Genomic DNA, 24,027 nt, shown 5'->3' with positions numbered 1-24,027 from the left:
ATACCCGGGCGCCTCAGCCAGCAGTCGCCGCCGGTACGCGACCGACTCGGCGAACGCTGCCGCCGCCCGATCTATGAAGACGGCGAAGGCGAGATCACTCACCACGGCTCATCCCCCGGCCCATCCGCCTGCGTCTCCCACTCCACGAGTTGATCGGTGTACCGCTGCTGAGCGAGCCATCTGTCGTGCTGACGGCGGGCGGTTCCGCAGGGTCCGCAGTTCTCCCGGCGGCCGTTGGGATGGTCGACGCACCCGATCGGCGGGGCATCCAGCAACAGCGGTCGCCGCGGCGGCGCGGCCCTCTCGGCCCGCTCCCGCCACGCGGCCCACTCGCCGTCCCGCTCGGCCTGCTCGGCACGCACCCGCGCCTGCGCCCGCTCCCTCGCGCCCTCTCCCCCCATAGCCGCGGAATTCCTCGGAACCCCGAGCGGCGGGGGCGGCGGGATCTCCGACGTCGCCCCGCGGGTATCCGCCTTCAGCGGTCGCCGCAACGCCAACACCTCGGTCCCCTCGTGCTCGTACCGCACCAGGAACCCCGACTCCTCGAGCATCAGCACGTGCAGAATCACCTGCTCCGTCGCCGCCTCCCCCGGGTAGATCGCCGCGGCGATCAGTTCCGGCACCAGCAGGCACCGCCCATCGACGTCCGTCGCCTTCGTCCACAGACCCAGCGCGGTTGGCTTCGCCTCGTGCGGCGCCCGCAGGTACCCCACGAACTCGAGATCCGCCCCGCTGATCCGGCGCTGAACGCTCCTCGTTGACACCCGTATCGCTACCTCTCGCAAAACCCTTGAAACACAGATCGACGGCCAACTGCACGTAGTGCTCGGGCACGCTGAAACATTCGGTCCAGCCGCGGCCGTACGGCATCAGCGACCACGCGTCGAGCTCGGAGTCGAACGCGTCGGGGAACCAGCGGCGAAGCTCACGCAACGCCTCCCGCTCCCACGTGGCATCCGTCCCGCGAGCGAGCACGAGCACGTGACCACCGGTCGACGTCATCGCGTCGATGCGATCCCACTGCGATGTGCGGCCGACCTTCAGCACGGCACGCTCGGGCCAGTAGATGACGTAGGTCATCGCGAACCGAGGCATCATCGACGACCCCCTCGGCGGGGCTCCCGCGCCCAGCCTTCGAATGCCGCCGTTCGCCAGAGTCCGCGGACGCCGAGCACGAGCAGCCAGACGATCGCCGCCGGCCAGACCGGTGCAGCGAAGGCCCAGCGTGCGGCCGTCCGTTGCTCCTGCGGGCGAGGGGCGAGCAGCCCCCCGAGGCAGAACAGCAGGTACACCAGGGCTGCCACGCCGTAGACAGCGAGATAGGCGATCACCGTCGACCCCCTCGGCCGCGCGCCGCGGGCGCGGGAGCGGGCACGGCGGGCAGCCCGAGGCGCACCCGGTAGGCCTTGTGCGCCTCCGTCACCTTCGAGCACAGCCCGGCCGCGTCGAGACGCATCGCCGACTGCCCGCACAGCTTGCACTTCGGGTAGTCGGCCTGCATCCGGTCGATGCGTGCCGACGTCGCCGCCCACTCGCGGCGCAGGTGCTCCCGGCGGCGGCCGTCGAGGTGCAGCCCATCCTCGGACCATCCACCGTTCGGCAGGCCCGCAACCTCGGGCGAGCAGCATCCCAGCTTGCACCCCTTCGTCACGACGCCCACCGCTCTTCCTCCTGCCCGGCGACCCACTGCCGCTCGAACTCCGCATATGTCACCCGCGGGTGCTCCTCCCAGTGCTCCACGAGCTCGGGCGACGCGTACGCGTACGCCCGCACCGCCGGCCCCATGAACAGCGAGACCGCGTCGACCTGCGCCCGGCGTCCGCGCTCGTTCAGCAGGGCGCCGTTCGTCGCGACCTCCGCCCGGGTGTAAGCCGAATGCAGCACCTCGTCGAACGCCTCCCGACACTCGCGCCACACGGCGAACGCCTCCGAGATCACGCTCACGCTGCACGCTCCACCACCTCGGGGACGGCGCGCAGGGCGGCCGGGGCGAGCAGTTCGTCGATGATCGCCCCACCCATGAGAGGCGGGACCGCGTTACCGATCTGCAGGAACTGCTTCGTAGCTGGTCCGGCGAACGGGAACCCGTCAGGGTAGGACTGCAGCGCGGCGGCCTCAGCAGCCACCATCCGACGCTTGCCCTCCCACTTGTTGCGGTCCGCCTTGCTCGTGATGGTCGGGGCGGGCTGATCTGCGCGCCGCTCGCCACGGTTCGCCGGGTCACCACCGGTTCCGTAGTTCGACCGCAGGGTCCATGTGCGCGACTGCGAGGTGATCGTCTGCGCGGGCGCATCCGAGGGGCGCGAGTGGTAGTCACCGCGCTCGCGACCTCTCGGCACCTGATTACCCACGAGCACGAACCCGCCCGGCTCCATGCCACCAGCCGAAGCGCGGATCGTGAACGCGGGCTCCGTCGCGTCACGTCCCGGGCGCGAGCCGTGGCGCTCCACCATCCCGCGGCCCATAACTTTCTCGGCCGAGAACCCGTCGATCCCGAGCGCCTCGCCCATGCTGACCCACGGCAGCACGCCCTCATCGAGTCGCTGCGGTTCGCGCTCGTAATAGCGGGAGTGCGTAGGCGTTGGCGGGGCGGCGTCGATGCCGTCGGCACGGGCGATGAGTACGGCGCGGCGGCGGGTCTGCGGCACGCCGTACTGCTCGGCGCGAATGATGCCGACCCACACCGAGTAGCCCATGTCGCGCATGACGGCCGCGCACGCCTCCCACACCGGCAGCACCGGGGGAACCTGCTCCCACGTAACGAACATCGGGCGGTCGCGGTGCACGTGCGCGAGGGGCGTCAGCACCAGGGCAGTACGGTCGTCGGTCTCTGCACCGAGCGCGCGCAGGCGGGCGGGCTGCTCGTAGGCGCGGTCGTCGATCGCGCGCAGCACGTCGTCGAGCGCCGCGCGGCCCGCACCCTTCCCCGCCAGGCTGAACGACTGACACGGGGGTGACGCGATCTGCAGAGAGTGCGCGAAGACGACCGGGTCGTCAGACAGCAGACCGTCCCACACGTCGTGATAGATCGTCTCCATGCCCGCCGCGGCGCGCGACGCGCGAGCCTCGGGCATGATCTCGACGCCACCCTCACGGATGCCGCGAGCCTGCAGGGCCACACCCCAGCCGGTGCCTGCGAACAAATCGAGTGCCACCGTCATGCCGCCATCTCCTCTTCGTCGGGCTCGTCGGCAGGCGCATAACCGCCGTCGTTGTCGAGCAGCACCCACCCGTGCAGGGCGTGCAGCAGGGGAACGTCGACCGGGCGGCGGATGCCGATCCGGGGGACGCGGAAACCGAGGCGCGCGGGCACCTCGTTACGGGTGATCTCGCCGTGGCATCCGGTGACACCGTCGCCGCACAGCAGGACACCGTTCGACGCGAGGGCGAGGTACGCGCGCGGCTGATCCCGCCCCTTGCGGGCACGCTTCACGCCACCCATGCCACGGTCTTCGCGGTGATGCACTGACCACTCAAAACCACGCATCAACCGGTTGAGCCACACGCCGCACAACGCGCACACGCCTGCGTCGCGCTGCCAAATGATTTCGACCGTCGCCGTCTTGAACTCCCCCGGGCCGGTCATGAGCCACCCACGAGGGACGACAGGGCCGCCATCGCGATACCGACCAGCATCCCGCCCAAGGCGATCGCCGCCACCGTCTTCTCGCCCAGGGCGACCGCCCGCCCGAAGGCGCAGCCACTCCCGATAGCGATCGCCATCCCGATCACGTAGAGCGCGCTCACGACGACTCCCCGACGATTGACGCGGCAACCAGGATCAGGCTCACGACGAGCGACGTCGAGAACGTTGCGACCGGGCGCCGGTCCCCGCGGACACCCGCGATGACCAGCATTCCCACCGACACGACCGCGAGCATCAGGGCCACGGCGCCCACGAGCGCGATCACCGGACACCCCCGCGGGTCTCGGGCGCGGCCAGACGGGGCACGTGCGCGGCGGGCGGGCGCGGCACCGGGCCGGGCATAGCGGCCACCTCGGCCGCCTCCCACGGGAGCGCGGCGACTGCCGCCTCGAGCTCGGCCGCCGCAGCATGCGAGATGCGCGGGGCGGGCTCCCCCCTCGGCGGGCTCGGCGGCGACAGGCGCGACGGCGCGGGTGCGCGGCTTTCCGGGGTCGGGTCGGTCGCCGATCACGTCAGCGAAGGCGCGGGCGAGCGCGGCGCGCAGCACATACGACTCGAGACGCTCCGTGGGGTTGGCCTCCCAGATGTCACACCAGCGGCGGCCGTCGTCCGTGAGCGCCGTCTCACCCGGGATCGCCTCGACCCAGCGGCGATAGACGACGGTCTCGACGTCGTCGCGGCGCACCGTGGCGCGTGCGGCGACGGGCGGCTCAGTGTGCAGCCACAGCGGCACCCACACCTCACCGTCGGCGGTGAACTCCACCGGGTCGATCTCGAGGCGCGAGCCCGTCGACAGCGCCAGGCGCGTGTACTCGGCCAGTGTCTGCGCCACGTCGTCGACCGCGGGCGGCGGTGTCGGCCGCTCCGCACCGCGCAGGCGGGACGCCCGCATGTCGACGGGGATCTGAATGTCATCGAGAGTCGTCATGTCGTCAGCCCTCCCAGGCCTTCGTTGTGGTCGTAGACCGCCCAGTTCGGCGGGATCGCGATCTGCAGTTCCTGCGGGTAGCCGGGCCACTCGCCCGACTCGATGCCGGCGGCGAATCGGCGGCGCGCCTCGGCGGCCCCGGCGTACCCCATCTCGAGGTACTCGCGGCCGAGCACGTACGTCGCCGTCAGGTAGGGCGGCTCCTTTTCGACGACGACGAACACGAATTGGTCGACGCCGCCGCCAGCTGCGGCGAGGGTGTCGAGGTAGTGGCCGACCTGGACGTGATAGCCGAGCTCGGCGACCGTCTTCGAGAACTTCACGGGCGTTGCCAACCCGTGCTTCGTCTTCAGGTCGACGGCGAACCGGCGGCCCGACCCGCTGCCGAGGTAGTCGAACCGGCACCGCTGCTCGATACCCGTCTCGTCGTCGCGGGAGAACACCGACAGTTCGGCGTCGCCCTGCTGCTCGAACATGACGCGGGCCATCGCGTGCGCCAGCACCGATTCCGCCATCGCGTTCACCTCGGCGATCTCGGGTGCTTTGAGCGGGATCGCGTTCGACTCGCGGGCCGCGGCGACCCAGTCTTTTGCGGCGACGCTCGAGATCGCCCGGTTCGGTCCCGACAGCAACTCGTCCGGGATCTCGACGACGTCCCACCCGGTGCCGAGCACCTTCGCGTGCACCGCTGAGCCGACGTCATACGCCTTCTTGTGCGGCGGCTTGTTCTGCATCCAGTGCGCGAACCGGGCGGGCGCCTGCAGCAGCTGCCGGGCGCCGGTCGACGACAGCGCCGGGTGCGCGTGGTACGTCACCTCGTCGAGATCGGGCACGAACCCCTCGAGCGCGCTCACGGGTACACCTCCCCCACCTGGTAGCGGTCGAACGTCGCGTTCGAGACGTTCACCCATCCGCTCTTCTCGCCGTCGCGGAGATCGAGCCGCCACGTCGGCGGCATCCACAGAGTCGACGGGGTGCACGTGGTCGTCTTGTTGACCGTGCGGCACGACGTCGTCGTGTAGAAGTACCCGGGGCGCGAGTGCTTATCGGTCACCGTGCCGGCGCTGATCGCCGAGCAGCCGGTGAGGCCGGCGAGGGCGACCGCCAGACCAGCGGCTACAACCGACCAGCGACGACCAGCGATGCGAGGATCTCCGCGCCGGTCACCAGGCCGAGCCCCTTCGGGCGACCCTGCCGCCACGGTCGCGACGGCACCTTCTGCGCTTTCACGAACTTGACCCCGGCGCGCTTTCGCGCCTTGCGTTCGGACGTCCCCACGGGCGCCCCCTTTCTTGCGTCGGTCCAGGTGCCACTGCAGGGCCAACCCCGCGAACAGCGCGCCCGCGATCGGCAGCCCCAGCTGCGGCGGGAAGTAGTCGGGATTCACATCGACCTCCTGCGGTCGGTTTCAGGCAGCACGGAACATCGGCCGTGTCGCCGAGATGGTGAGAGGTGGGGGTTTAGCGGGCGAGCGCCCAGACCTCGGCGCGGCGGGTGCCGGTCGGGCCAGGCTTGAAAGACGGCGTGCGGGTCAGCCACCGTTTCCGCTCGAGCTCGGGGCAGCAGGACCGCAGTCGCTGATCCGAGTAGGTCGATCCGAGGCGGCGGCCCCAGGCGACGACCTCGTGCTCAGCGAGGGCCGTCACGCCCTCCTCGCGGGCGATCTCGAAGATGGCGAGCACTTCCATCTGCGAGCGGGCGAGATCCGTGTCGGCGACGGCCTCGGCCGAGGTGACCGGGTCGGCGTCTCGGGTGCGCAGCGTCTGCCCCATCAGGCCACCGCCTCGCGGTCGTGACGATCGGCGTACCGGTCGACGCGATCGAAGCGCTTCGCCGCCACACGGTTGCGGGCTATCCGCTCCTCCCGCTCGGTGCGGACCCGTCGGGACTCGAGCGCCTTCACGACCGGCATCCCCGGGATGGCGAGCGTGCGCCGCGTGCCGCTCATGCCTCGAGCTTCCGAGTGAAACCGTGCGTGCGGTTCGCGGCCTGCTCGGCGATCACACCGGCCAGCAGGCGGGCGGCGCTCTTCGACGCGTTCGCGTAGGCACGCTCCCAGCCGTCGGCGGCCAGCACGCTGTGCACGGTCGCGAGCGCCATACGGTCGCGCTCGACGCGCAACGCCTCATCGTTCAGCGCCTGCGCGGCGGAATCCGCGAGTCGCTGCGATCGGGCGAGCACCTCGCGGTGCGTCGGCGCGACCGGCGCGGGACGATGCCCCATCGGGCGGGACTCCTCGACGACGACGCTCACGCGGACACCCCGTCGCGGTGCGCGTTGTTCCAGGCCTGATGCGCACGCAGAGCATCGCAGCATCCGGCACACGACGCGCGCCAGCGTTCGCCGCGGTGCTTCTCGCAGGTATCGGCGGGCTGCTCGGTCGGGAACCCGACGTACGCGAGGCGGGAGAGCAGCGCACGGGAGAGTGCGAGGGTCTCGGTCGGGGTGAGGTAGCGGACCCCGTCACGCTGCTGCATGACGACGACGCGCTGCCCGTCGATCGTGGTCGTGTCGATCGTGAACGTGTCACTGTCGAACGACGCCTCGACGACGAGAGCGACCGGACGCTCGACGGTCGGGATAGCTTCGGTGTTGCGGTCAGGCATGTACTGCCCCTTCAGGTGAGGTGGTCTGTGACGCCGCGGCCTGCGTCGGGTCGGTAATTCGCTCTCGCATCCACGCGTCGAGGTCGACGGGATAGAAGACGTTCAAGCGGCCTTGCTTGAATTTGCGCGGGCCTTGGTCCGCGGCGAGGAGGTTTCGGAAGGTCTGATAGGCGAGACCGCTATACGTCGCGGCCCCTCGTGTGGTGAGGACGGGGCCGCCGCGGTCAGACGAGCCGGTCACGATGCCACCGCGTGCGCGGGCTCCTCTGCCCGCCGCAGCAGTTCTTTTGCGTCCATGCCGAGCCACATCGCGACAGCCATCAGTTCAGTGACGCTGAACGCAACGGCCCCGCTCAGGCGGCGTCCGGCGGTGTGCGCGGTGATGCCGAGCACCCGCGCCATCTCTCCCGCCGTGCGCTTTTGCCGTGCCATCTCGGCCCGCACCTCGCCCGCCAGGCGCTGCGCGGCTGCCAATCCGACTGCTGCGTGATTTGTCATGTGACGAGAATGAATGACTTGTCATGCGCTGTCAAGCTAGTCATGCGTATTGACTAAAAATCATGCAGCGGACATACTCAGATCCCGTGGACAACTACTCTCAGCGCCTCGCCGACGCTCTCGTTTCCGAGATCAAAGCCGAGATGGGCCGACAGGATCTCTCCTCCCGCGCCCTCGGTCGTCTGATCGGCGAGACCTCGCAGTACATGTCGATGCGTCTCGACGGAGGAAACCCCCGCACGGGCGAGCGCGTGACTCTGAACGTGCGCGACCTCTACTCGATCGCGAGCGCGCTCCACATCGACCCCCTAGACCTGATGAGCCGTGCACAGCGGGTCGCGAGCGAAACCAACAACCTGACGCCGTTCCCGGCCCGCAATGTCGGAACCCCCGCCGAAGATGACTTGTACCTCGCCGCCCGCGCCGCCGACCCTGAACCCACGGACGAACAGCCCTCATATGACGACCCCAGTTGACCTTCGCCTCCTCGACTTCGCCGACGCGATCGGCGTCACCATCGAGTACGTGCGCATGCCCGCTGACCGCGACGGGATCTATGACCACGACTCCCGACGCATCCGCCTGCGCCGCGGCATGTCGGCCCGCCATCACCGGTCGGTGCTCGCGCACGAGCTCGGGCACGCGGCATTCGGGGACTCCCCAACCCGCTTCGGCCCCGTGCACGCGAAGCAAGAGCGCCGCGCCGAGGAATGGGCCGCGCTCCGCCTGATCGACCTCGACGATTACCGGCACCTCGAAGCCGTACACGCCGGCCACCCCGGCGCGATCGCCGTCGATCTCGACGTCATGCGCAGCACGGTCATCGCGTTTCAGGGGCTGCTCGAGCGTCTCGGCGACAGCGTCTACATGCGACCGCGCATGGGCGCCGAAATGTGGGAGCGACGCGAGGGCGTCGCCTGATGGCTCGGCCGCCGCTCGAACTCGAGACGTGGGGGCGCATCCGCCGCATGACGGTGAAGGGCAAGCCGACCGCGCGCGCCTACTATCGAGATTCCGACGGCGTCACGCGGTCGATGGACCGGCAGGGGAAGACGCCCGCCGAGGCCGAGCGAAATCTCGTGCGGGCGCTGAAACAGCGCCTGGCCCCCGCGAGTGACGATCTCACCGCAGACACGACCGTCTCCGACCTCGCGACGCGTTGGCTCGAGTCTCGCACGCGCCTCGCCGAAGGCTCGGTGCGGATCTATCAGAACGCCATCACGAAGCACATCACCCCGGGCCTCGGCAGCGTGCGCCTGCAGGAGTGCAGCGTGCCACGGCTCGACCGCTTCCTCGTCGCGCTCGCGCGGTCATCCGGGCCGGGCACCGCGAAGACGACGCACGTCGTGCTGAGCGGAATGTTCACCCTCGCCGCCCGACACGGGGCCGTGCGCGCCAACCCGATGAGCGACGTCCCCGCACCCGAGCGCGCGAAACGGACAGCGCGAGCAGCCGCCCCCGACCGCTCGGCGGTACAGGGCATCCTCGACCGCTTCGAGCAATGGGACGCCGGGGCAGAGCCTCGCGACGCGAGCGATCGTCGGCCGCGCCGGGCACGCGCGAGCGACCTCGCCGACACGGCGAACATGTTCGTCGGCTCGGGCATGCGCACGGGCGAAGTCTTCGCTCTCCGATGGGATGCGCTCGACCTCGTCGCGCAGCGGGTCATCGTTCGTGGCACGATCGCGCAGGATCGCGACGGGAAGATGTTCGTGCAGGAAGTGACCAAAAGCGACGCCGGTTATCGCGAGCTCGAGCTACCTGCTGAGACGGTCGACATGTTGATGCGGCGGCGGGTCTCGTCGTTCTCGCAGTTCGTGTTCCCCTCGAGCGTCGGCACGTTCCGGCATCCGAACAACTACCGCACGACGTGGCGGGATGCCCTGAAGGGCACAGCGTGGGAGGGCGTGACGCCGCGCAGCTTCCGCAAGACCGTGGCGACCGTCGTCCGCGATGAGCTCGGGATCGAAGCTGCGCGCGATCAACTCGGCCATGAGGAGACGAAGACGACCGAGCGCAGCTACGCCGATGAGATCCACCGCGGCCCCGCCGCCGCATCCGTTCTGTCGAAACTGCTCACGCGAAAACCGTGAGTAAAACGTGGATCGGCCCCGCACCTTTGAAAAGATGCGGGGCCGATTCTGTTTCTGACCTGCGGTTTCTGGTGCCGGCTACAGGACTTGAACCTGCAACCCCCGTATTACAAGTACGGTGCGCTACCAATTGCGCCAAGCCGGCGTGAGACGCGGGACGTCTCGATGGATGAGTCTAGAACGGTGAAGCTCCCTCACGAGACAGCTCAGTCGCGGTGCGTGCCGCTCTCGCGGTCCCACTCGAGCGACTTCCACTGCAGGAACGAGCAGAGGTTTCCGGCCACTACGAGCTCAGCGGCCAGGCTCGCCATCTCGTGCGGAGAGAGCGTCAGGTCTTCGGGGCGCGAGGTGAGCGTCGCTTCCCAGAGCGGCTCGTCGTAGCCCTTGGGCTGCATGTAGACGGACGCACGCGCGTTGGTGAGGTTCATCACCACGAGACCGGTGTCCTGGCTGTCGGCATCCTCCTGCTCGACGACCTTGAGCTGGCCTGCGAACAGGTGACCCTGGTCGCGGAACTCCTGCACCCATGCCTTCAGCTGCGTGAGGGACCGCCGCGGGGGCGAGTCCTCAAGCTCTTCGTTCATGTCACCAGAATCTCATACAGCGACGCATTCGCGCCGACGCGTCAGCCCGCGGGAGTGGCCGACGGCGAGACGGACGGCGTCGGGGTGGCGGTCGAGTAGTACGCGTTGCTGTCGACGGTGAGCACGAACTGGGCGAACTCCTTCGCGTCATCCATGTTGCCGACGTATTCGGTGCCGTTCACGAGCACGGTCGGGGTGGCGGTCAGCGCCTGTCCCTTCGTGCCGGGCAGGCCCTTGATCGCACGATCGGTGGCGGCCTTGGCCCACGCCGTGTAGGTCTCGCCCTCGATGCAGTCGCGGACCGCACCGATGTCGCTCACGCCGGCGCCCTGCGCCATGTCGGCGAGCTGCTGGTCGCTGTACCCGTCGGAGTCGACCGCGGGCTGGTTCGTGAGCAGCTCGTGGTTGTACGCGAAGAAGCGGTCCGACGAGTGCGTCGCCACGCACGCCGCGGCACCGGCCGCGCGCAGGCTGTACTTCGTGCCGTTCGACTTCGACGTCAGCATCGCCACCGGGTAGTACGTGAGGGTGGCGGCCTTGTCGCCGACCCACTTCGACAGCTGGCTCGCGTTCGCGGTCTGGAACTCGCGCGCCTCGGCCGACATGTAGTCGACGTAGACGCGGATGTCGACGGGCGCTGCCGTGCCCGTGGGCTCGGGGGTCGGCTCGGTCGCCGGTGCGGGCTCGGCGGCCGGAGGAGTGGCCTGTGCCGACATCGTCGCGGCGCTGCCGTCGACGGTCTGATCGGCGAGCGGGTCGGCCACCTGCGAGGCGCTCGTGATGACGAAACCGTCGTCGGTGGCGGCGTCGGGAAGCGCCTGCGAGCGAGACTCCCGCGAGTTCAGCGCGAACGAGACGCCCACGGCGCCGACGGCGATCACGGCGACGGCCCCGATACCCAGCAGCGAGCGACGCGCGATACGCCATCGCGTCTGCTTCGCCTTGACCTGCTGCGCCTTCTCGCGCACCGCCTCACGGCGGTCGCGTTCTGCTGGCACATTCGGTGACTGGTCGTTGGACATGAAACCTTCCGGGCACGGACGATGCCGCATGAAATCAGGGGGGTCGCGCGGGTGGGGCGACGAGGATCGATGGTAGCCAGGCTGGCTGAGAAATGACCAGACACGTGCGATACTGACGAATGCGTCCAACGTCGGGCGCACGGGGTCGCCCCCGTTCATTCCATTCACTACGGATCGTCCGGCACGTACCTGCCGGTGAAGGAGAAGAGAAAATGGCGTCCGTCACCTTTGACAACGCAACCCGTCTGTACCCCGGCGGAACCCGCCCCGCGGTCGACAAGCTGAACCTCGACGTCGCCGACGGCGAATTCCTGGTTCTCGTCGGCCCCTCCGGCTGCGGCAAGTCCACCTCGCTGCGCATGCTCGCCGGCCTCGAAGAGGTCAACTCCGGCCGCATCCTGATCGGCGACCGCGACGTGACCGACGTCCCGCCGAAGGACCGCGACATCGCGATGGTCTTCCAGAACTACGCCCTGTACCCGCACATGACGGTCGCCGAGAACATGGGCTTCGCGCTCAAGATCGCCGGTGTCGGCAAAGAAGAGCGTGCCTCGCGCGTGCTCGAGGCCGCCAAGCTGCTCGACCTCGAGCAGTACCTGACCCGCAAGCCCAAGGCCCTCTCGGGTGGTCAGCGTCAGCGCGTCGCCATGGGCCGCGCGATCGTCCGTCAGCCCCAGGTCTTCCTCATGGACGAGCCGCTGTCGAACCTCGACGCCAAGCTGCGCGTCCAGACCCGTACCCAGATCGCGTCGCTCCAGCGCCGCCTCGGTGTCACCACGGTCTACGTCACGCACGACCAGACCGAAGCGCTCACCATGGGTGACCGCATCGCCGTGCTCAAGGACGGCCTGCTCCAGCAGGTCGGCACCCCGCGCGACCTGTACGAGACCCCGAAGAACGTCTTCGTCGCCGGCTTCATCGGCTCGCCCGCCATGAACCTCTTCACCGCCGACCTCGCTGAGGGCGGCGTGCGCTTCGGCGACCTCGTCGTCCCCGTCGAAGCCGACACCATCGGCAAGGCCAACGGCTCCGCGGTCACCATCGGCGTCCGTCCGGAAGACATCCAGGTCGCCCCCGCCGACGGTCGCGGCCTCTCGGTCGTCGTCGACCTCGTCGAGGAGCTCGGCGCCGACGGCTACCTCTACGGTCACACCGACATCAACGGCAAGCGCACCGACCTCGTCGCTCGCGTCGACGGTCGCCGTCACCCCAACGCGGGCGAGACGGTCGTGCTCGCGCCGGTTCCCGGCCACGTGCACGTCTTCGACGTGGAGACCGGCGACCGCCTCACCGACCGGGCCATCGCTTCGGCCTGATCCACGCATCGACGCGGCGCGTCCCCGATCCCGATCCGTCGGGTCGGGGGCGCGCCTCACTGTTTTCCCGGAGGTTCCCGTGTCCGAATCCCTCAGCATCACGGCGAGCACCGTCGACCCGGGCCTGTTGCAGCTGCCCTGGTCGACCGCTCTCGCCGACTGGCCCAGCAGCCACATCGTGGCACTCCCCAAGGGCATCTCGCGGCACCTCGTGCGCTTCGCCAACCTCTCCGGTCGCGTCGTCGCCATCAAAGAGACCACCGAAGAGATGGCCCGGCGCGAGTACGACATGCTCGGCAATCTCGACCGCCTCGATGCCCCCTGCGTCGACCGTGTCGCCGTGATCGCCGGGCGCACCGACGCCTCGGGCCGCCCCCTTCCCGCCGCCCTCGTTACCTCGCACCTGCGCTTCTCGCTCCCCTACCGCGCGCTGTTCACGCAGGTGCTGCGCCCGCACACCGCGACGCGTCTCGTGGACGCTCTCGCGGTGCTGCTCGTACGCCTGCACAACGTCGGCTTCTACTGGGGTGACGTATCGCTGTCGAACACGCTGTTCCGCCGCGACGCCGGCGAATTCGCGGCGTATCTCGTCGACGCCGAGACGGGCGAACTGCACGGCAACCGCCTGACGCCCGGTCAGCGCGCGCACGACCTCGACATCGCCCGCATCAACATCGCCGGCGAGATCATGGACCTCGAGGCCGGCGGTCGCCTCGAGGGCGGAGTGGATGCCGTGGCCATCGCCGACGGACTGGTGTCGTCGTACCACTCGCTGTGGGGTGCCCTCACCGACAGGGAGTCCTTCGCCGTCGACGAGTCGTGGCGCATCACCGAGCGCGTGCATCGTCTCAACGCCCTCGGCTTCGACATCGGTGAGATGTCTATCCGCACGGCGAGCGACGGCACGAAGGTGTCGATCCAGCCCAAGGTCGTCGATGCGGGTCACCACCAGCGCCGTCTGCTGCGCCTGACCGGGCTCGACGTCGAAGAGAACCAGGCCCGCCGTCTGCTCAACGACCTCGACGAGTTCCGCGCGCGCGTCTCACGTCTCGGCGCTGACGAAGAGATGGTCGCGCACGAGTGGCTGACCCGTGTGTTCGAACCCATCGTCATGGCGATCCCGTGGGATCTGCGAGCCAAGCTCGAGCCCGCCGAGGTGTTCCACCAGGTTCTCGAGCACCGCTGGTACATGTCGCAGGCGCGCGGTCGGTCCGTCCCGCTCGCCGAGGTCGTGAGCTCCTACATCGACGACGTCCTGCGCCACCGCCGCGACGAGGCGACGGTCATGGGCCCGCCCACCGACACGATGTCGCTGCCGACGATCTCCGACGCCGATGCCCCCGCCACCGGCGAGGTGCCCACGACCGACACCGACTCGGTCGACTGGCGAGACCTGGTCTGACGCCGCCGCCGAGCCCTCCGTCCGCACCAGTTCCCGTGTTCGCGGCACGATCGCGAAATCACGCGATCTCGCCGAGATCACACGCGACATCGTGTCATCTCGTCCAGATCGCGTGTCCTCGCGGCGGAGAGGACGCGCGGACGAGCGCAGCGGCGCGAGCACCGCACCCCACGAAACGACGAGGCCGTGGCATCCGGAATCGATCCAGGATGCCACGGCCTCGGTGCGTCGTGGGCTCAGTACCCCACGGTGAAGCGCCCGCGCGTGTGCTTCGGGTTCTCGATCTCGTCGAGGACGGCGATGGCGAAGTCGGCGCCGCCGATGAACGAGTTGCCCTCGCCGTCGACCACCAGCACGTCGCCGCCGTCGCGGTACGAGCCGGTGCGCTCGCCCGGCGCCCACGAGCCGAAGCCGCCGGCCGGGTGCACGTAGAACCAGTCGCGCCCGGTGTCGTCGGCCTGGAGATCCTCGAGGATGCCGATCGCTTCGCGCGCCTCGGGCTTGTACTCCTCGGCGAAGCCGTCGGTGTCGATCAGGCGCGGGCCCCTATCGGCGACGAGCGAACCGCCGGCGCCGCCGATGACGCCTACGCGGACGTTCTCGGGGAGCGCGGTGACGAGCTCGGCGATCGCGGGGCGGAGCTTGCCCTCCATGTCACCGCGGGGAGCGGCGGCCGACACCACGACGTCGACGCCCTCGAGCTGGGCGACGAGACCGGGGACGTCGAGGACGGTGCCCTCGAGGTAGGTCGCACCCTCGATGCGCTCGGTGGGAACCGAGCGGGCGATCGAGACGACCGTGTGACCGCGGCGGACGGCCTCGGTCACGATGTGGCTACCGGCGTAACCGGTGCCTCCGATGACGGCGATGCGGGGCATGAGCGTTCCTCTCGAAGGGTCAGACGGTGCCGCGGAGCGTCGACACCTGGTACAGGGCGACGGATGCCGCGATGCCGGCGTTCAGCGACTCGGTTGCGGCGGAGATGGGGATCGACACGACCTGGTCGCACGTCTCGGTGACCAGGCGCGACAGGCCCTTGCCCTCGGAACCGACGACGATCACGACGGGACGATCGGCGAGCTCGAGGGCGGGGAGTGACACGTCACCGTCGCCGTCGAGGCCGAGCACGAACACGCCCTGCTTCTTGAACTCCTTGAGCGTGGCCGTGAGGTTGGCAGCGAGCGCGACGGGGATACGCGCGGCGGCCCCGGCGCTGGTCTTCCAGGCGGCGGAGTTGACGCTCGCCGATCGACGCTGCGGGATGATCAGGCCCTGACCGCCGAACGCGCCGGTGGAACGGATGATCGCTCCGAGGTTGCGAGGGTCGGTGACACCGTCGAGCGCGACGAGCAGTGGAACCTGACCGCGGTCGATGATCTGCTCGAGCAGGTCCTGGGGGTGGGCGTAGGCGTACGGGGGCACCTTGAGCGCGACGCCCTGGTGCACACCGTCGAAGCCGGCCATACGGTCGAGTTCGGGACGCGTGACCTCGAGCACCGGGATGCCGCGGTTCGTCGCCATCGACAGCATCTCTTTGACGCGGTCGTCCATCTCGATGCGCTGGGCGACGTACATCGCCGTGGCGGGAATCTTGGCCCGCAGCGCCTCGAGGACGGAGTTGCGACCGGTGACCGTCTCGGTGTCGTCGGCCGCCTTCGGGCTCTTGCGATTCGGGTTGCTCCCCACCGCGCGCACGCCCGGCTTCGCCTTGCCACCGGCGGCGGCGTAGCGCTCCTGGGCGGCTTTACGCTTGCCCGCGGGGTGCCAGGCGCGGTCTTCGGCCTTCGGGGTGGGTCCGCGCCCTTCGAGTGCCTTGCGGACGTGGCCGCCGGTGCCCTTGAGGGGCCCCTTCTTCTTGCCGGGGTTGCGTGCTCCCGGGCGTCCAGGCTTAGCCATCGATACTCCAATGCGTTCCGGCCGGAGTGTCCTCCAGCGTGATTCCTGCGGCGGCGATCGCGTCTCGAATGCGATCCGCGGCCGCCCAATCCTTGTCCGCGCGCGCTTGCGCACGCTGCGTGATCATCGTCTGGACGAGGGCGTCCAGAGCGGCGGTCTGCGCTCCCCCGCCGGTGTCACCCCACTGAGAAGAGTGGGGGTTGATCCCCAGGACGAGCGTCATCTGCATGACATCCATGACGTCCTGCTTCGCCTCATCGTACTTGCCGGCGTCGAGCAGCGCATTTCCCGATCGGATGCTCGTGTGGATCGCGGCGAGCGCCCGGGGTACGGAGAGATCGTCGTCCATGGCCTCGACGAACTCCGTCGGGAGTGCATCGGTCGCCTCGGTCCACCCCGGCTGCACGAGACGCTCTGCCCGGTCGAGGAAGGTCCGGATCCGGCCGAGGGCCGTCTCGGCCTCGGTCCATGACGCCTCGCTCAGGTCGAGGTTCGAGCGGTAGTGCGCGGCGGCGAGGGCGTAGCGCACCACGAGCGGGTCGTGAGCGGCGAGCACGTCGGCGGCCAGGGTGAAGTTGCCGAGCGACTTGGACATCTTCTGCCCGTCGACGGTGACGAGGCCGTTGTGCACCCAGTAGCGCGCGAAGGAGTCCCCGGCTGCCGTCGACTGCGCGATCTCGTTCTCGTGGTGCGGGAAGCGCAGGTCGAGACCGCCGCCGTGGATGTCGAACTCGGGCCCGAGATAGCGGCGCGACATCGCCGAGCACTCGATGTGCCAGCCGGGCCGTCCCGCGCCCCAGGGAGAGTTCCAGGTCGCGGATGCCGGCTCATCGGACTTCGCGCTCTTCCACAGGGCGAAATCGCGAGGGTCGCGCTTGCCCCGGGGATCGGCGTCGGACGCCGGCTCCATGGCATCCAGGCTCTGACGGGTGAGCTCGCCGTACGCGGGCCACGAGCGCACGTCGAAGTAGACGTCGCCGGCGGCAGCGTAGGCGTGGCCGCGCTCGATGAGCTCGGCGATGAGCTCTTGCATCTGCGTCACCGATGCTGTCGCGCGGGGTTCGTAGGTGGGGGGAAGGATGCCGACGGCCTCGTACGCCCGCGAGAACTCCAACTCCATGCGGTAGGCGAGAGCCCACCACGGCTCGGTTTCGGTCGCGTTGGCGAGGACCTTGTCGTCGATATCGGTGACGTTTCGCACGAACGTGACTCGGCCGTAGCGGCGTTCAAGCCACCGGCGAAGCAGGTCGAAGGCCAGGGCTGCGCGCACGTGGCCGATGTGCGGGCCCGACTGCACGGTGGGCCCGCAGACGTAGACCGTGACGTTCGAGGGGTCGAGGGGGACGAAGTCGCGCAGTCCCTGCGCCTTCGTGTCGTACAGCCGAACAGTCACCGGCCCAGCCTACCGGCCGCCCCCTCACGACCCCTGAGCGAAACATAGCGCCGCTAATGTGCGGGGGTGCCCCTTGTGATTCGCCCCGATGACCTGTCCGGAGACGCCACGCGCGCTCTCGTCGCCGCACACCTCGCCGGCATGCTCGAGAACACACCCGTCGAGAGCGTGCACGCCCTCGACGTGGACCGGCTCACCGCGGACGGCGTCACGGTCTGGTCCGCCTGGGTCGACGACGAGCTCGCCGGCATCGGTGCGTGCAAAGACCTGGACCTCGATCGTGCCGAGCTGAAGTCCATGCGGGTCGCCGAGGACTTCCTCGGCCAGGGCATCGGCCGCGCGATCCTGCGGCACATCATGGACGATGCGCGCGAGCGCGGCATCCGGAGTCTCTGGCTCGAGACGGGGAGTACCGACGACTTCCTTCCCGCTCGTCGTCTCTACGCGAGCGAGGGCTTCGTGGAGTGCCCCGCGTTCGCGCCGTACCAGCCCGACCCGCTGTCGACCTTCATGACCCGCGAGCTCTAAGCCGGCACGATGAGGGCCGTCGCGAAAGCGGCGACCCCCTCGGAGCGCCCGGTGAAGCCGAGTCCGTCGGTTGTCGTGGCGCTCACCGACACCGCCGCACCGCCGAGGGCGGCCGACAGCGCCCGCTCCGCCTCGACGCGACGGGATGCGAAACGCGGGCGGTTCGCCCTGCACCTGCACGGAGACGTTCCCGATGCGCCACCCGGCCGCCGACAGGAGCCCGGCCGTGTGGGCGAGGAACGCCGACGCGTGAGCACCGGCGAACTCGGGCCGGTCGGTGCCGAAGTGCGTGCCGATGTCGCCGAGACCGGCCGCGGCCAGAAGCGCGTCGACGATCGCGTGCGCCACGGCGTCACCGTCGGAGTGTCCCGACAGCGCCTTTTCGCCCGGCCACTCCAGACCCGCGAGCCACAGCGTGCCCTCTCCCCCGAAGCCGTGCACGTCGGTGCCGATGCCCACGCGCGGCGCCGAGTGGGTCGACGGGGGGACGACGGATGCCGCGGGGCCCGTCTCGAGAAGGGCACGAGCGCGGTCGAGGTCGGGGCCGGTCGTGATCTTGAACGCCACCGCGTCTCCCTCGACCGTGACCACGGGGTGCCCCGCTGCCGCGACCGCGGCCGCGTCGTCGGTGTGATCGGAGTCGACCTCGGCCAGAGCCGCCTCGAGAACCGATCGAGCGAATCCCTGCGGTGTCTGAGCCGCCGCGAGCTCTGTGCGATCGACGGGGCCGATCACGCGACCTTCTGCGTCGACGCGCTTGATGGTGTCGACGACGGGGAGGACCGGGATGACGGCAGCGGCTCCGGCCTCGACGGCCTGGACCACGCGATCGAAGACCGCGGGCGGCGTCAGCGCACGGGCTGCGTCGTGCACGAGCACGATCTCTACGTCGCCCCAGAGCGCGCCGAGCCCCGCGGCGACCGACTCCTGCCGAGTCGCCCCGCCCACCACGACAGTGACGAGGTCGGCGCGGTCTCCCGCGGCATCCCGCGCATCGGCCAGCGCCTCGCCCTCGTACCCCCGGGGCACGACGATGACGACCTGCGCAGACGTCGCGGCAAACACCCCACGCAGAGCGTGATGCAGAATCGACCTCTCGTCGATGCCGACGAACGCCTTCGGCGCACCACCCTGCAAACGGGTACCGGAGCCGGCGGCGACGACGATGACCGCGAGACGCGGGACGGGGGTGAGAGTCACCCGTTCACGCTAGCGCGCCGCCACGAACGGGCGACGCACCGAGCGGGATCAGGACGCGAGGACCTCGTCGAGCACGACGCTCGCGCGGTCTTCGTCGGTCTTCTCGGCGAGAGCGAGCTCGGACACCAGGATCTGGCGCGCCTTCGCCAGCATGCGCTTCTCGCCGGCGGACAGGCCGCGGTCCTGATCGCGGCGCCACAGGTCGCGAACGACCTCGCTGACCTTGATCACATCGCCCGAAGCGAGCTTCTCGAGGTTCGCCTTGTAGCGACGCGACCAGTTGGTCGGCTCCTCGGTGAAGGGTGCGCGGAGCACCTCGAAGACACGGTCGAGACCCTCTTTGCCGATCACGTCACGAACGCCGACGAGGTCGACGTTGTCAGCCGGGACCTCGATGACGAGGTCTCCCTGGGTGACGTTGAGCTTCAGGTATTTCTTCGTCTCGCCCTTGATAACGCGTTCCTTGACCTCGATGATCGTGGCCGCGCCATGGTGCGGGTAAACGACGGTCTCGCCAACCTCAAAAAGCATGGAGTTATGTCCTTTCGGCAACATCCAGGATACCACAGGCCCGCATGCGCTAAGGTTCCGCCCTCCCCGCCGACCCCTCCCCTCGTGCGCGTGCGAGCGGCCCGGTACCGCTGACCCCGTAGGATGATCTGGATGCCGTCTGTCGATCTTGGAGGATCCGTGAAAACGCGCCTGATCGCGTCCATCGCCGTGGGTGCAGCTGTCGTACTCGGTACGACGGGATGCAACATCCTCGCCCCGCAGGCGACCACCATCGATTACTCCGCGTCCGACGGTGTGAACGTGCCCGCCGACTCCGGTCCGCTGCACATCCGCAATGCGATGATCGTCGCCGACGAAGACGGCACCACCGGCAACTTCGTCGCCGCCATCGTCAACGACACCACCGACGTGCTCACACTGAAGCTCGAGGTCGGCGAGGGCGCGACCGCCGTCCCCGCCTCGGTGACGGTGCCGGCCAACCGAACCCTCAGCCTCGGCGATCTGGCCAACGGTGTCGAGCCGCTCCGCCTCGACGACATCGACGCGGCCCCCGGCTCGACGGTTCCCGTGTACTTCCAGTCCGGCGACGGACAGGGTGCTCTCATCCAGGTGCCCGTCCTCGACGGGGCGCTCGAGTACCTCGCCCCTCTCGCGCCGAGCCCCGAGGCGTCGACCTCGTTCCCGGCCACGCCGTCGCCGACGCCCAGCGCGACTCCCGCGTCCTGAACACACGACGAAGGCGCCGACGGTTCTCCGTCGGCGCCTTCGTCGTTCCCGCGACCGTCAGGCTTCGAACCGGTAGCCCAGACCTCGCACGGTGACGAGCATGCTCGGCTCGCTCGGGTTCTGCTCGATGCGCGAGCGGATGCGCTTGATGTGCACATCGAGCGTCTTGGTGTCGCCGAAGTAGTCCGTTCCCCAGACGCGATCGATGAGCTGTCCGCGGGTGAGCACGCGACCGGCGTTGCGCATCAGCACCTCGAGGAGTTCGAACTCCTTGAGGGGGATGTTGATCTCTCCCCCGTCGACGGCGACAGTATGCCGGTCGATGTCGAGCACCACGCGCCCGCCGGAGAGGATGCGGTCGTCGAGGTCGGCCTCCTCCGGTGCGCGGCGGCGCAGCACAGCCCGCATTCGCGCCAACAGCTCGCGGGTCGAGTACGGCTTGGTGACGTAATCGTCCGCGCCGAGTTCGAGACCGACGACGATATCGACCTCGGAGTCCTTGGCCGTGAGCATGATGATAGGAACCTGCGAGCTCAGTCGCACCTGGCGGCAGACCTCGGTCCCGGGCATCCCGGGAAGCATGAGATCCAGCAGGACGATGTCGGCACCGCGATCGCGGAAAGCGACCAGGGCGAGGGCGCCGTCCTCGGCGATCTCGACCTCATAGCCCTCCCGTCGCAGCAGGTAGGCCAGCGGGTCGGCCAGATCGGGTTCGTCCTCGACGATCAGAACGCGGGTCATGCGGTGTCTCCCTTCGCGGGTACGGGGGTCGTCGCGGAGCCCTTACGGCCCTTGCGGCGGGGTTTGGGGCGGACGCTCTCCAGATCGGGAGCCTCCGACATCGGAAGTCGGATGGTGAATGTCGAGCCGCGGTCGGGACGCGACCAGAGCCGCACCTCGCCCCCGTGGCGCTGGACGGCATGCTTGACGATCGAGAGGCCGAGCCCGGTTCCGCCGGTTCGACGCGAGCGAGCCTGGTCGGCGCGGTAGAACCTCTCGAAGACGCGGTGCTGATCGCTCTCGGGGATGCCGATACCGCGGTCGGTCACCGCGATCTCGACCACGGTGTCGTCGAGCTTCACGCCGATTCCGACCTTCGAGCCCTGCGGGGAGTACGCGATGGCATTGGCCACGAGGTTACCCACGGCCTCGGTGAGGATCTGCGGCTCGCCGCGCACCCACAGTCCCTTGGTGCCTCCGCGGACGACCGTGACCTGGGCGGCATCCGCCTGGATGGCGTACCCCTCGACCGCGGCGGTGACGACCTCGTCGATCGATACATCGCGCACGTCGCGCAACTCGTCTGAGGCCTGCAGACGCGAAAGGCTCAGGATGCGATTGACCAGGGCCGCCAATCGCGTGACCTCGGCCTGGAGCCGCGACGCGAAGTGCCGCACCTGAGCGGGATCGTCGGCCGCCGACTCGATCGCCTCGGCGAGCAGACTCACCGCACCCACGGGTGTCTTGAGCTCATGGCTCGTGTTCGCCACGAAATCGCGACGCATCTCCTCCACGCGCTCGTGCTCGGTGATGTCGCGCAGTACGACGAGGGTCAGACGACCCGAGATGGGAGTGGCGCGCACGGCGACCAGCCGCGGCTCGGCGGGAGCGGCGCCGCGCCGCAAGCGCAGGTTCTCGGCGATGCCCGAGCCGGTGTCGCGCGCCACGCGAGCCACACGCTTGAGTTCTTCGCTCGCGATCACCTCGCCGGCCTGGACGCCGAAGACCTCGGCGGCCGGCGAGAGCGCCAGCACCGTCGACGAGGTGTCGCACACGAAAGCGGGGTCGTCCATCGCCCCCAGCATGGCCTCCACGCCCTCGGGCACCTCGGCGGAGGTCTGCGCGAGGGAGCGGTCACGGGCACGCAGTGCCGCGACCACGAGGCCGACGACCGCCGCTCCGACGAGGAGTCCAGCCAGGAGCGCGAGCAGCACGAGCTGCGGTTGTTGCATGCCTCCACAGTAGAGGCGCCCCTTGAGCGTCACCGGCCGTTCACCCCCGTGAGAGCCGCCGTAGAGGCTACTATTCACTGTCACAGCACCACTCGTTAACCTTCGCTGGGAAGAATCCCCCAGGGTTGCGGGACACCTATGTGCCGTGCCGCCGACGAGGAAGGTACCCGCCCATGCGCGAAGTATTCCACCAGTCCCTCGAGGACGTTCAGAGCCGACTGGTCGAGATCGCCGACCTCGTGACCGTTGCGATCGACCGCGCCACCCGCGCGTTCGGCACCAGCGACGTCTCCCTCGCCGAAGAGGTCATCGAAGCCGATGCCATCATCGACGAGAAGGCCTTCGAACTCGACGAGCTCGCGATCGAGATCCTCGCCCGCCAGCAGCCCGTGGCGCGCGACCTGCGTATCGTCGTCACCGCGCTCCGGGTGAGCGCTTCACTCGAGCGCATGGGCGACATGGCCGAGCACATCGCACAGCTCGCGCGCTCGCGCTTCCCCGAGCGCGCGATCCCCAAGGGCTTGAAGAGCACCTTCACCCGCATGGGCGAGCTCGACGTCGAGGTATCGCGCAAGCTCGCCGAGCTGCTGCGCACGCAGGACCTTCGGCTCGCCGAAGCCATCCGCGACGCCGACGACGACATCGACGAACTGCACGTCAGCGTCTTCGAGAAGGTGCTCGGCGACTCCTGGAAGGGTGAGGCGACGGCGACGGTCGACGCGACTCTGGCCAGCCGTTACCACGAGCGCTTCGCCGACCACGCGGTGTCCGTCGCCAAGAAGGTCATCTACCTCGCGACCGGTGACTGGGCCGGCGCCGACGACGAATCCACCCACGAACCGAGCCCGGTCATCTGACCGCGGAACGCGAGAAGAGGGGGTGGATGCCGACCGGCATCCACCCCCTCTTTCTGTTCGGCGTCAGTGCTTGTTGCCCTGGGCGGCGACGGCGGCGGCGCCGGCGGCCGCGGCCTCGGGGTCGAGGTACTCGCCCGGGCCGAGGGGCTTGAGGTCGTCGTCGAGGCGGTAGACCAGCGGGATGCCGGTCGGGATGTTCAGCTCGGCGATGTCGGCGTCGCTGATGCCCTCGAGATGCTTCACGAGACCGCGCAGCGAGTTGCCGTGCGCCGTGACGAGCACGGTCTTGCCGGCCTGCAGGTCGGGGACGATGTCGCTGTGCCAGTAGGGCAGCATGCGGTCGATGACGATCTTCAGGGACTCGGTGTCGGGCACCTCGCCGTCGATCCCGTCGTAACGGGGGTCGCCGACCTGGCTGTACTGGTCGTCGGCGGGCAGGGCCGGCGGCGGAACGTCGAACGAACGACGCCAGAGCATGAACTGCTCGTTACCGAACTCCTCGAGGGTCTGCGCCTTGTCCTTGCCCTGCAGAGCGCCGTAATGACGCTCATTGAGGCGCCACGACCGCTTGACCGGGATCCAGAGGCGATCGGCGGCATCGAGGGCGATGTTGGCCGTCTGGATCGCGCGGCTGAGCACCGAGGTGTGCAGCACGTCGGGAAGGACACCGGACTCGGCGAGCAGCTCGCCGCCGCGCTTCGCCTCGGCCTTGCCCTGGTCGGTGAGTCGCACGTCGACCCAGCCGGTGAACTGGTTGGTCTTGTTCCACTCGCTCTGCCCGTGGCGGAGGAGGATCAGCGTGTGAGGCATGACTCCATGCTATCGAGGTGAGGGCCGCGGGCCGGGGCTGGACGGCCTGACAAGATG

General features: G+C 69.3%; 32 protein-coding genes, 1 tRNA gene and 1 pseudogene. 8 read left to right on the top strand and 26 right to left on the bottom strand.

Going from position 1 to position 24,027, the window contains the following annotated elements; genetic code table 11:
* Positions 1-98 precede the first annotated feature (98 nt).
* The 15 genes from QE454_RS09410 to QE454_RS09340 all read right to left on the bottom strand — a co-directional run bounded on the left by QE454_RS09410 (position 99) and on the right by QE454_RS09340 (position 7,654).
* Entirely contained in the window at positions 99-764 is a 666-nt protein-coding gene (locus QE454_RS09410; protein ID WP_307455909.1) for a hypothetical protein, read from the bottom strand.
* 330 nt (positions 765-1,094) lie between these two features.
* Positions 1,095-1,331 carry a hypothetical protein gene (locus tag QE454_RS09405; protein WP_307455911.1) on the bottom strand — a complete coding sequence of 79 codons (237 nt, stop codon included), beginning with the start codon at positions 1,329-1,331 and terminating at the stop codon, positions 1,095-1,097.
* Positions 1,328-1,660, bottom strand: coding sequence for a hypothetical protein (locus QE454_RS09400; protein ID WP_307455913.1), 333 nt, complete (start codon positions 1,658-1,660; stop codon positions 1,328-1,330). The genes QE454_RS09405 and QE454_RS09400 overlap by 4 nt, the downstream gene beginning before the upstream one ends.
* Positions 1,648-1,944, bottom strand: a complete 297-nt coding sequence (locus tag QE454_RS09395; RefSeq protein WP_307455915.1) for a hypothetical protein — start codon at positions 1,942-1,944, stop codon at positions 1,648-1,650. The genes QE454_RS09400 and QE454_RS09395 overlap by 13 nt, the downstream gene beginning before the upstream one ends.
* Positions 1,941-3,161, bottom strand: a complete 1,221-nt coding sequence (locus QE454_RS09390; protein WP_307455917.1) for a DNA cytosine methyltransferase — start codon at positions 3,159-3,161, stop codon at positions 1,941-1,943. The genes QE454_RS09395 and QE454_RS09390 overlap by 4 nt, the downstream gene beginning before the upstream one ends.
* The gene (locus tag QE454_RS09385) at positions 3,158-3,442 is read right to left on the bottom strand and encodes a hypothetical protein (RefSeq protein WP_307455919.1); all 285 of its coding nucleotides are present in this window, start codon (positions 3,440-3,442) and stop codon (positions 3,158-3,160) included. The genes QE454_RS09390 and QE454_RS09385 overlap by 4 nt, the downstream gene beginning before the upstream one ends.
* Positions 3,443-3,582: 140 nt before the next feature.
* A complete protein-coding gene (locus tag QE454_RS09380; RefSeq protein ID WP_307455921.1) occupies positions 3,583-3,747 on the bottom strand; it encodes a hypothetical protein in 165 nt (54 codons plus the stop codon).
* Positions 3,744-4,574 (bottom strand): hypothetical protein, encoded by an 831-nt coding sequence (locus QE454_RS09375; RefSeq protein ID WP_309668600.1) that lies wholly within the window; start codon positions 4,572-4,574, stop codon positions 3,744-3,746. Before QE454_RS09375 ends, QE454_RS09380 begins: the two co-directional genes overlap by 4 nt.
* Complete coding sequence (locus tag QE454_RS09370; protein WP_307455927.1) at positions 4,571-5,428, bottom strand: PD-(D/E)XK nuclease-like domain-containing protein; 858 nt, start codon at positions 5,426-5,428, stop codon at positions 4,571-4,573. The genes QE454_RS09375 and QE454_RS09370 overlap by 4 nt, the downstream gene beginning before the upstream one ends.
* Positions 5,425-5,628, bottom strand: coding sequence for a hypothetical protein (locus tag QE454_RS09365; protein WP_307455929.1), 204 nt, complete (start codon positions 5,626-5,628; stop codon positions 5,425-5,427). The genes QE454_RS09370 and QE454_RS09365 overlap by 4 nt, the downstream gene beginning before the upstream one ends.
* Before the next feature lie 406 nt (positions 5,629-6,034).
* Positions 6,035-6,346, bottom strand: coding sequence for a hypothetical protein (locus QE454_RS09360; RefSeq protein WP_307455932.1), 312 nt, complete (start codon positions 6,344-6,346; stop codon positions 6,035-6,037).
* The gene (locus QE454_RS09355; RefSeq protein WP_181904603.1) at positions 6,346-6,522 is read right to left on the bottom strand and encodes a hypothetical protein; all 177 of its coding nucleotides are present in this window, start codon (positions 6,520-6,522) and stop codon (positions 6,346-6,348) included. The genes QE454_RS09360 and QE454_RS09355 overlap by 1 nt, the downstream gene beginning before the upstream one ends.
* Positions 6,519-6,827, bottom strand: a complete 309-nt coding sequence (locus QE454_RS09350; protein ID WP_307455935.1) for a hypothetical protein — start codon at positions 6,825-6,827, stop codon at positions 6,519-6,521. The genes QE454_RS09355 and QE454_RS09350 overlap by 4 nt, the downstream gene beginning before the upstream one ends.
* On the bottom strand, positions 6,824-7,180 hold the full coding sequence (locus QE454_RS09345) for a hypothetical protein (RefSeq protein ID WP_307455937.1): 357 nt from the start codon (positions 7,178-7,180) through the stop codon (positions 6,824-6,826). The genes QE454_RS09350 and QE454_RS09345 overlap by 4 nt, the downstream gene beginning before the upstream one ends.
* A 237-nt stretch (positions 7,181-7,417) precedes the next feature.
* Positions 7,418-7,654: a helix-turn-helix domain-containing protein gene (locus QE454_RS09340; RefSeq protein ID WP_307455939.1), complete on the bottom strand. Its 237-nt coding sequence runs from the start codon at positions 7,652-7,654 to the stop codon at positions 7,418-7,420.
* A gap of 110 nt (positions 7,655-7,764) precedes the next feature.
* Between QE454_RS09340 and QE454_RS09335 the strand changes: the two genes are divergently transcribed.
* Genes QE454_RS09335 through xerC form a run of 3 tightly spaced genes read left to right on the top strand, consistent with a single transcriptional unit; the run spans position 7,765 to position 9,771 of the window.
* Positions 7,765-8,154, top strand: coding sequence for a hypothetical protein (locus QE454_RS09335; RefSeq protein ID WP_307455941.1), 390 nt, complete (start codon positions 7,765-7,767; stop codon positions 8,152-8,154).
* Positions 8,138-8,599 (top strand): ImmA/IrrE family metallo-endopeptidase, encoded by a 462-nt coding sequence (locus QE454_RS09330; protein ID WP_307455942.1) that lies wholly within the window; start codon positions 8,138-8,140, stop codon positions 8,597-8,599. The genes QE454_RS09335 and QE454_RS09330 overlap by 17 nt, the downstream gene beginning before the upstream one ends.
* On the top strand, positions 8,599-9,771 hold the full coding sequence (xerC, locus tag QE454_RS09325; protein WP_307455945.1) for a tyrosine recombinase XerC: 1,173 nt from the start codon (positions 8,599-8,601) through the stop codon (positions 9,769-9,771). The genes QE454_RS09330 and xerC overlap by 1 nt, the downstream gene beginning before the upstream one ends.
* 69 nt (positions 9,772-9,840) lie before the next feature.
* Here xerC and QE454_RS09320 read toward each other — a convergent pair.
* The 3 genes from QE454_RS09320 to QE454_RS09310 form a co-directional block, all read right to left on the bottom strand.
* Positions 9,841-9,916, bottom strand: a tRNA-Thr gene (locus QE454_RS09320).
* 61 nt (positions 9,917-9,977) lie between these two features.
* Positions 9,978-10,355 carry a hypothetical protein gene (locus QE454_RS09315; protein ID WP_210073761.1) on the bottom strand — a complete coding sequence of 126 codons (378 nt, stop codon included), beginning with the start codon at positions 10,353-10,355 and terminating at the stop codon, positions 9,978-9,980.
* Between the two features lie 41 nt (positions 10,356-10,396).
* Positions 10,397-11,377, bottom strand: coding sequence for a thioredoxin domain-containing protein (locus tag QE454_RS09310; RefSeq protein WP_210073759.1), 981 nt, complete (start codon positions 11,375-11,377; stop codon positions 10,397-10,399).
* 212 nt (positions 11,378-11,589) lie between these two features.
* Between QE454_RS09310 and QE454_RS09305 the strand changes: the two genes are divergently transcribed.
* Together QE454_RS09305 and QE454_RS09300 are read left to right on the top strand one after the other, a co-directional pair.
* Positions 11,590-12,693 carry an ABC transporter ATP-binding protein gene (locus QE454_RS09305; RefSeq protein ID WP_103206182.1) on the top strand — a complete coding sequence of 368 codons (1,104 nt, stop codon included), beginning with the start codon at positions 11,590-11,592 and terminating at the stop codon, positions 12,691-12,693.
* 79 nt (positions 12,694-12,772) lie between these two features.
* Entirely contained in the window at positions 12,773-14,095 is a 1,323-nt protein-coding gene (locus tag QE454_RS09300) for a DUF4032 domain-containing protein (RefSeq protein ID WP_210073757.1), read from the top strand.
* A gap of 236 nt (positions 14,096-14,331) precedes the next feature.
* On the opposite strand, the gene QE454_RS09295 is transcribed toward QE454_RS09300, so the two are convergent.
* The 3 genes from QE454_RS09295 to cysS are packed head-to-tail and all read right to left on the bottom strand — an operon-like array spanning position 14,332 to position 17,384.
* Positions 14,332-14,973, bottom strand: a complete 642-nt coding sequence (locus tag QE454_RS09295) for an NAD(P)-dependent oxidoreductase (protein WP_307455949.1) — start codon at positions 14,971-14,973, stop codon at positions 14,332-14,334.
* Between the two features lie 19 nt (positions 14,974-14,992).
* The gene (gene rlmB, locus QE454_RS09290) at positions 14,993-15,991 is read right to left on the bottom strand and encodes a 23S rRNA (guanosine(2251)-2'-O)-methyltransferase RlmB (RefSeq protein ID WP_103206179.1); all 999 of its coding nucleotides are present in this window, start codon (positions 15,989-15,991) and stop codon (positions 14,993-14,995) included.
* Positions 15,984-17,384 (bottom strand): cysteine--tRNA ligase, encoded by a 1,401-nt coding sequence (cysS, locus tag QE454_RS09285; protein ID WP_307455953.1) that lies wholly within the window; start codon positions 17,382-17,384, stop codon positions 15,984-15,986. The genes rlmB and cysS overlap by 8 nt, the downstream gene beginning before the upstream one ends.
* Before the next feature lie 141 nt (positions 17,385-17,525).
* Here cysS and QE454_RS09280 point away from each other — a divergent pair, with 141 nt between their 5' ends.
* Positions 17,526-17,912, top strand: a complete 387-nt coding sequence (locus QE454_RS09280) for a GNAT family N-acetyltransferase (RefSeq protein WP_309668788.1) — start codon at positions 17,526-17,528, stop codon at positions 17,910-17,912.
* Here QE454_RS09280 and ispD read toward each other — a convergent pair.
* Positions 17,909-19,112, bottom strand: a pseudogene (gene ispD / locus QE454_RS09275) (2-C-methyl-D-erythritol 4-phosphate cytidylyltransferase). The gene QE454_RS09280 and the pseudogene ispD sit on opposite strands and share 4 nt — an antisense overlap.
* A gap of 48 nt (positions 19,113-19,160) precedes the next feature.
* Positions 19,161-19,643: a CarD family transcriptional regulator gene (locus tag QE454_RS09270; protein ID WP_056229249.1), complete on the bottom strand. Its 483-nt coding sequence runs from the start codon at positions 19,641-19,643 to the stop codon at positions 19,161-19,163.
* A 159-nt stretch (positions 19,644-19,802) separates the two neighbouring features.
* Here QE454_RS09270 and QE454_RS09265 point away from each other — a divergent pair, with 159 nt between their 5' ends.
* Positions 19,803-20,351, top strand: coding sequence for a DNA modification methylase (locus tag QE454_RS09265; protein WP_210073749.1), 549 nt, complete (start codon positions 19,803-19,805; stop codon positions 20,349-20,351).
* Positions 20,352-20,408: 57 nt separating this feature from the next.
* On the opposite strand, the gene QE454_RS09260 is transcribed toward QE454_RS09265, so the two are convergent.
* Together QE454_RS09260 and QE454_RS09255 are read right to left on the bottom strand one after the other, a co-directional pair.
* Positions 20,409-21,092, bottom strand: a complete 684-nt coding sequence (locus tag QE454_RS09260; RefSeq protein ID WP_210073747.1) for a response regulator transcription factor — start codon at positions 21,090-21,092, stop codon at positions 20,409-20,411.
* Complete coding sequence (locus tag QE454_RS09255) at positions 21,089-22,303, bottom strand: cell wall metabolism sensor histidine kinase WalK (protein ID WP_210073745.1); 1,215 nt, start codon at positions 22,301-22,303, stop codon at positions 21,089-21,091. The genes QE454_RS09260 and QE454_RS09255 overlap by 4 nt, the downstream gene beginning before the upstream one ends.
* 173 nt (positions 22,304-22,476) lie before the next feature.
* Between QE454_RS09255 and phoU the strand changes: the two genes are divergently transcribed.
* Positions 22,477-23,160 (top strand): phosphate signaling complex protein PhoU, encoded by a 684-nt coding sequence (gene phoU / locus QE454_RS09250; protein WP_210073743.1) that lies wholly within the window; start codon positions 22,477-22,479, stop codon positions 23,158-23,160.
* Positions 23,161-23,223: 63 nt separating this feature from the next.
* On the opposite strand, the gene QE454_RS09245 is transcribed toward phoU, so the two are convergent.
* A complete protein-coding gene (locus QE454_RS09245; protein WP_210073741.1) occupies positions 23,224-23,970 on the bottom strand; it encodes a phosphoglyceromutase in 747 nt (248 codons plus the stop codon).
* Positions 23,971-24,027 lie beyond the last annotated feature (57 nt).

This window comes from Microbacterium sp. SORGH_AS_0454 (genome assembly GCF_031453395.1).
In the GTDB taxonomy this organism is placed as follows: domain Bacteria; phylum Actinomycetota; class Actinomycetes; order Actinomycetales; family Microbacteriaceae; genus Microbacterium.
This window is presented reverse-complemented; position numbering and strand designations above follow the sequence as displayed.

What these genes read in the sequence shown, in the direction of transcription:
- QE454_RS09390 (WP_307455917.1), bottom strand. Translation starts at nt 3,161, where the DNA reads ATGACGGTGGCACTCGATTTGTTCGCAGGCACCGGCTGGGGTGTGGCC.
- QE454_RS09385 (WP_307455919.1), bottom strand. Translation starts at nt 3,442, where the DNA reads ATGGGTGGCGTGAAGCGTGCCCGCAAGGGGCGGGATCAGCCGCGCGCG.
- QE454_RS09375 (WP_309668600.1), bottom strand. Translation starts at nt 4,574, where the DNA reads ATGACGACTCTCGATGACATTCAGATCCCCGTCGACATGCGGGCGTCC.
- QE454_RS09360 (WP_307455932.1), bottom strand. Translation starts at nt 6,346, where the DNA reads ATGGGGCAGACGCTGCGCACCCGAGACGCCGACCCGGTCACCTCGGCC.
- QE454_RS09355 (WP_181904603.1), bottom strand. Translation starts at nt 6,522, where the DNA reads ATGAGCGGCACGCGGCGCACGCTCGCCATCCCGGGGATGCCGGTCGTG.
- QE454_RS09345 (WP_307455937.1), bottom strand. Translation starts at nt 7,180, where the DNA reads ATGCCTGACCGCAACACCGAAGCTATCCCGACCGTCGAGCGTCCGGTC.
- QE454_RS09330 (WP_307455942.1), top strand. Translation starts at nt 8,138, where the DNA reads ATGACGACCCCAGTTGACCTTCGCCTCCTCGACTTCGCCGACGCGATC.
- xerC (WP_307455945.1), top strand. Translation starts at nt 8,599, where the DNA reads ATGGCTCGGCCGCCGCTCGAACTCGAGACGTGGGGGCGCATCCGCCGC.
- QE454_RS09315 (WP_210073761.1), bottom strand. Translation starts at nt 10,355, where the DNA reads ATGAACGAAGAGCTTGAGGACTCGCCCCCGCGGCGGTCCCTCACGCAG.
- QE454_RS09310 (WP_210073759.1), bottom strand. Translation starts at nt 11,377, where the DNA reads ATGTCCAACGACCAGTCACCGAATGTGCCAGCAGAACGCGACCGCCGT.
- QE454_RS09305 (WP_103206182.1), top strand. Translation starts at nt 11,590, where the DNA reads ATGGCGTCCGTCACCTTTGACAACGCAACCCGTCTGTACCCCGGCGGA.
- QE454_RS09295 (WP_307455949.1), bottom strand. Translation starts at nt 14,973, where the DNA reads ATGCCCCGCATCGCCGTCATCGGAGGCACCGGTTACGCCGGTAGCCAC.
- rlmB (WP_103206179.1), bottom strand. Translation starts at nt 15,991, where the DNA reads ATGGCTAAGCCTGGACGCCCGGGAGCACGCAACCCCGGCAAGAAGAAG.
- QE454_RS09280 (WP_309668788.1), top strand. Translation starts at nt 17,526, where the DNA reads ATGCTCGAGAACACACCCGTCGAGAGCGTGCACGCCCTCGACGTGGAC.
- QE454_RS09270 (WP_056229249.1), bottom strand. Translation starts at nt 19,643, where the DNA reads ATGCTTTTTGAGGTTGGCGAGACCGTCGTTTACCCGCACCATGGCGCG.
- QE454_RS09260 (WP_210073747.1), bottom strand. Translation starts at nt 21,092, where the DNA reads ATGACCCGCGTTCTGATCGTCGAGGACGAACCCGATCTGGCCGACCCG.
- QE454_RS09255 (WP_210073745.1), bottom strand. Translation starts at nt 22,303, where the DNA reads ATGCAACAACCGCAGCTCGTGCTGCTCGCGCTCCTGGCTGGACTCCTC.
- phoU (WP_210073743.1), top strand. Translation starts at nt 22,477, where the DNA reads ATGCGCGAAGTATTCCACCAGTCCCTCGAGGACGTTCAGAGCCGACTG.
- QE454_RS09245 (WP_210073741.1), bottom strand. Translation starts at nt 23,970, where the DNA reads ATGCCTCACACGCTGATCCTCCTCCGCCACGGGCAGAGCGAGTGGAAC.